The sequence below is a fragment of the Methylobacterium sp. AC315 genome, assembly GCF_979253755.1.
In genome coordinates this window covers 1-4,972 of sequence record NZ_CEEDEA010000051.1, presented here as the reverse complement: position 1 = coordinate 4,972, position 4,972 = coordinate 1, and the positions used below count along the sequence as shown (strand labels likewise).

The window sequence follows — 4,972 nt, the reverse complement described above, 5'->3', positions numbered from 1 at the left end:
CGTCCCCCCCCTCCCGCCCGGCGACACAGTCGTCATGAACAGCTGCCGGCCCACAAGGTCAGCGGCATCCGCGTGCATCGAGACGGTGGGAGCCCGGCTCCTGCGCAGGGCTGCCGATTCTGCAGCAGTCCGTAATAGCCTCTACTACTACTGTGTCATAAATATTTGTTGGCAACAGGGACATCGATGAAGGGAACGAACGAGCGCCCGTGTTAGCCTCAGGCGCAAGGTTGCGATGGAGTCAGGCACGTGTCGCTCGGGCCGGATCGGGGGGCACCGCGGGGTCTATAACTGGCGGGTAGGGCAAGCGCTTGCCGTTCGGTGAACTCTGGTTCCGAGGGGGGAAAGCGGCCCCGCTCGGAGACCAGGAACCCGTAGGCCGCGATGCATAGGCTGGCGTGATGATGGAAGCCGCGCCAGCTTCGCCCCTCGTAGTGGCCGAGCCCAATCTCCTGTTTGAGCTCATGGTAGTCCCGCTCGATACGCCAGCGCAGCTTCGTCCGGCCGACCAACACGGCCAAGGGCGTCTCTGCCGGCAGGGTCGATAGCCAGTATTTGGTTGGCGCATCCTCGTTGTCCGGCCACTCGATCAGGACCCACTCCTCGGGACGTGGCTCGTGTCGCAGCTCATCCCGATGCGCCGGACGCGCCCGCACGGCCGCAAACCGCGAGGTCAGCAGACCGTTCGTGCCAGCGCGCCATGTGACACGCTGCCAATCGGCCTCCGGCAGAGACCGGGCCAGCTTTTCTGCCGAGAGAGGCTGTTGCTCAGGGCTCCGTCGCACCCGGGTGGGTGGGCGTCCGCGCCCGCTCCAGGGTTTGGGCGGCAGGGGTGCCGTTCCGGGAGGCCACAGGCTCGTCGAGGACTGAACACCCAAACTGTAGGACAAGCCCAACGCCGGCAGCGCCGTGCGGAAGGCCGTGTCGATCCCGTATCCGGCATCTGCCAGGCCGAGGCCGGGTGGCACCCCATCGGCCAAGGTTGCTCGGATCTGATCCAGCGCGATCTCCGGCTTGGTCCGGAAGTTGATATCCTCGGGCACGCTGGCCTTGTTGCGCCGCTCGGCATCCTGGGTCCAGGCTTCCGGCAGGTAGAGGCGATAGGCCACCGGCAGGCTGGCCTGGGTGTTGGCCACCGAGAGGGTTCACGGCAACCTGGCAATTGTCCTGCTTGCCGATCTGACCGCAGTATTGCCGTCCCACCCCAACCGAGTGGCGGCCTTTCTTGGGAAAGCCCGTATCGTCGACGATCCAGGCCTGGATCGAATCCTGACGCTCGATTAGCGGCAGGACTTCGCTGCGTACCCGGGCCAGCAAAGCCTCGTCCGACCATTGGCCCTTGGCCACGAAGTGATGCATCGCCTGATGGGTGGCCTGGACACGCGCTGGCGCGATCCGGGCCGCCATCGGCTCGATGCTCTTGCAAGCACCCGGCAGGAGGAGACCCGTACAGTAGGCCTTCAGCGGCGCGATCCGATCAGCATGGCCCAGGACGCCTGACAAAGCCTTCAGATAAGCCGCAAAGCGCGGCTGGTCGGCAGCCAGCGGGGAGTTCAAGCGATCCATGCCTCGCTCCATTACGAGATCGAATCGCAAACCCTACACCCAAAATTTATAACACAGTAGTACTAGCTGTTTGGTAGTGGAACGTTGTTGGGATCGGGCGTACGCGCTCTTCCTGAGCTGGGGCCTTCCCGCGGTCCAAGCCGCGGTGGGAACGGTATCACCTCCCGAGCGAAACAGGAGGCGAGCCATAAGAACGGCGGTCTACGTGCGGGTCTCGACTGCGCGCCAAGCCCAAGCTCAGACCATCGACCAGCAACTTGAGCGCCTCCGCACTTACCTGCAGGCTCAGGATGTAGCTTTGGACGACAGCGCCATCTTCCGGGATGACGGCCGCAGCGGAGCGACACTGAACCGGCCTGGGCTGGACCGGCTGCGCGATGCTGTGCGAGCCGGCGAGGTCGGCTGGGCGCTGGTCATTGACCCGGACCGGTTGTCCCGCAACTACGTGCAGATGATGGTCCCGCTGCAGGAACTGGAGCGGTTCGGCTGTCAGGTCGTCTTCCCGGACCGGCCGATTGGGCGGGATCCTCAGGACCAGCTGCTGTTGCGGATCTGGGGCGCCGTGGCAGAGTACGAGCGCACCCTGATCGCGGAACGCATGCGGCGGGGACGGCAGATGCGAATGCGAGCCGGCTGTTTGTTGCCCTGGACTCGGGCGCCCGATGGCTACCGGCTCGACCCTGACCGCCCGCGCGACCCGGCCGGCGTCACACTGAAGCCGGCGGAGGGCGTCGTGGTCCAGCAGATCTTCGCCCGCTACGTCGAAGCGGAAGCCAGTCTGTTTGGCTTAGCCAACTACCTGTATAGGTGATTGCTCTACAAGGCGGGATGTCGGCACGTTAGAGATGGTAGCGACCAGATACGATCCCCGTGACGTCGAGGCTGGCGATCGGGCGACGGGCGACCTGACAGTCGATGCCGACTGGTACAGGGAGCGCTACCCGGACGTCGCGGCGGCAGGCGCAGACCCCTCCGAGCACTTCCGGTCCCATGGCCGCGCAGAAGGCCGCTTCCCTACCCCGGCAGCCGAGCTGGCGACCATCGAAGAAGTCGTCGACGCGATCTGGTACCGTGCACGCTATCCGGATGTGGCTGCCACGGGAGCCGACCCGGCCCGGCACTATCTCCTCTACGGCCGGGCCGAGGGCCGGTACCCCAGCGCCGATCGCGAGCCGCGGGACGTGTGGGACACCCGCTTCGACCCGATCTGGTATCGGGCGCGAAACGCCGATCTCGCCCCCTTCCGGGATGATCCCCTAGAGCATTTCCGCCGGATCGGCCTCTTCGAGGGCCGGGCCGCCAGCGCCGCAGAGGAGGATCGGGAGGCCTGGCGCACGATCTTCGATCCGGATTGGTATCTCGCCCGCAACCCGGACGTTGTCCGGCGCGGCCTCGATCCCCTGGAACACTTCATCACGGAAGGCCTAATCGACCGCCGCCGCCCGAATCCACACGTGACCCTTGTGTCGGAGCCGGTTACGGCGGCGCGAATGGATTGCCTGAAGCGCGGCGAGTTCGCCGACGAGGTTGCCCTGTTCGTCACGCATGCGCGCGACGGCGCGATCAAACCGCACATCGCTCACCATATCGCGACTCTGCGGCGATTTGGGATCCAGTGTGCTCTGATCGTGGTCTGTGATGTGGCTAATGCTGTGGTGACTGGCGCCGCCCTCGACCAGGCCGATCACGCTTTCCGGCGCGCGAATGCAGGCTTCGATTTCGCCGCTTGGGCCCACGTGCTGCGCCTGCATCCGGAACTCCTTGGCGTGAAGATTCTGTACTTGGTCAATGATAGCGTCTTCGGCCCAACCCATCCGGAAGCGCTGGAGCGAGTGGTCGACCGGATACGCGCGAGCGAGGCCGATCTCGTCGGCCTGACCGACAACGCCGACCGTGGCTGGCACATCCAGAGCTACTTTCTGGCGCTGAAACAGCGCTTCCTCACCTCCGAGGCTGGTCGGGCATTCTTCGACGGCGTCGTCTCGTACGCCCACAAGAACGACGTCGTGAACGAGTACGAGACGCAGCTCGCGCGCTATGCGACCGCACGCCGGTTTCGCGCCGAGGTTCTGTTCCCAACGCCGGACTGGCTCGACGCGACACTGCACAATTGGCGCCGGCTCCTGCGCGCCGGGTTCCCCTACTTGAAAGTCGGGACGGCGCGGGCGCTCGTGCCTAGCGTCGAAACCGCAGATTGGCGCGCGGAGATGGAAGCGCGCGGCTACGACACGGCGCCAGCGGACCTGACGCTCGCACGGCTCGCCCGGGAGGCCGCGGGAAGGACATCCGGCACGGCCGGGTCGGGGCACGACGATGAGCGATCGGCGCTCGTCGCGATGCACGAATTCCTGGCCGCCGGGAACACGGTCGATTTGTCGCCGGGGGCGAGCCCGCTGGTCTCGGTCCTCGCCGTCCTTGACGGAAGGCCGGCGCGGCTCCTGCACCTGATGCGCGCCCTCGTGCTCGGACGGCGCGTGCCGATCGACGCGGTAATCGTCGACAACGCTTCGATCGACGACACGCACCACGTCCTCGGGCGCTTGGCTGGCGCGACCGTCGTCACCAACGTTGCGCCCATGCCACCGCTTCGCGCGGTGCGCCAAGCCTTGGCCCGCGCCCGCGCGGACGTCGTCATTCTCTTGCGGCTGGGCGAGCGGCCGGCCGTCGGGCCGAGCTACCCACCACCTCCCGCTGATGGGGCGGACGGGGGAGGGCGAGCCTTACGCGCCATGTTGGGGCGTGTGTGGCCGTTCGGCGAACTGAGCTTCGAGCCGTTGGCCGCTCCCGCCGGCATGCCGTGGCAAGCGTTCGATCTCGTCCACCGCGGCGATCGTCTCGGGACAGCCTACGCGATGTGGCGGCTCCACGCGCCGGAGGCACTGGAACCGCTCATCGGTTTCCTGGAGCCGACGCGGGCCAACGAAACACTCGATCCGGGCGTCCTCTGAGGGGAGGGCCGTACAGGGGCCTGCGGAGAGCGACCCTCGACTTGAGCGGGCGCTCCCTCCACTCCCGCCCAGCCCGGACCCGTCGTACGGCTCGCACCGCCCCGACATGGGCATGTTGGTACGGTGTCGGGTGGGCCATCTTAACGGAGGCCACCAAATCGCCTCGAAACATGCTCCGCCTCGCGGCTATCTCCAGCGGCGCCCGCTCAACCCATCAAGATAAGGTTAAGTCTTAACTATGCTCGCAATCTGCGATTGCGGGCGGCGGCGGTCCGGCCTAAATGGAGTTTGCGACGTCTATCTCGGCTCGCATGGTCTGCCCTCCCGTGAGAGGGGCGGCCGACAAGGGTACTGGACATACCCTCGCCGGCCTGACCATGATCCAATATGCTAGGTACAGGACCATGGCTACCTTCGCCTATAGCGGGGCCCGCCCCCGCGCGGAAGCCCCGCACCCC

General features: G+C 66.3%; 2 protein-coding genes and 1 pseudogene. 2 read left to right on the top strand and 1 reads right to left on the bottom strand.

All coding sequences use genetic code 11. The features are described 5' to 3' along the window. Positions 1 to 218: 218 nt before the first annotated feature. Positions 219 to 1,566: pseudogene (locus AC0IY0_RS28570) on the bottom strand (IS701 family transposase). A gap of 76 nt (positions 1,567 to 1,642) precedes the next feature. On the opposite strand from AC0IY0_RS28570, the gene AC0IY0_RS28565 reads away from it, so the two are divergent. After that, positions 1,643 to 2,377 carry a recombinase family protein gene (locus AC0IY0_RS28565; protein ID WP_471766442.1) on the top strand — a complete coding sequence of 245 codons (735 nt, stop codon included), beginning with the start codon at positions 1,643 to 1,645 and terminating at the stop codon, positions 2,375 to 2,377. A gap of 34 nt (positions 2,378 to 2,411) precedes the next feature. After that, entirely contained in the window at positions 2,412 to 4,514 is a 2,103-nt protein-coding gene (locus AC0IY0_RS28560; RefSeq protein ID WP_471766441.1) for a rhamnan synthesis F family protein, read from the top strand. The last annotated feature ends 458 nt before the right edge of the window (positions 4,515 to 4,972 follow it).

Excerpts from the sequence above, each read along its gene's own strand:
- AC0IY0_RS28560 (WP_471766441.1), top strand. The coding sequence starts at position 2,412 with ATGGTAGCGACCAGATACGATCCCCGTGACGTCGAGGCTGGCGATCGG.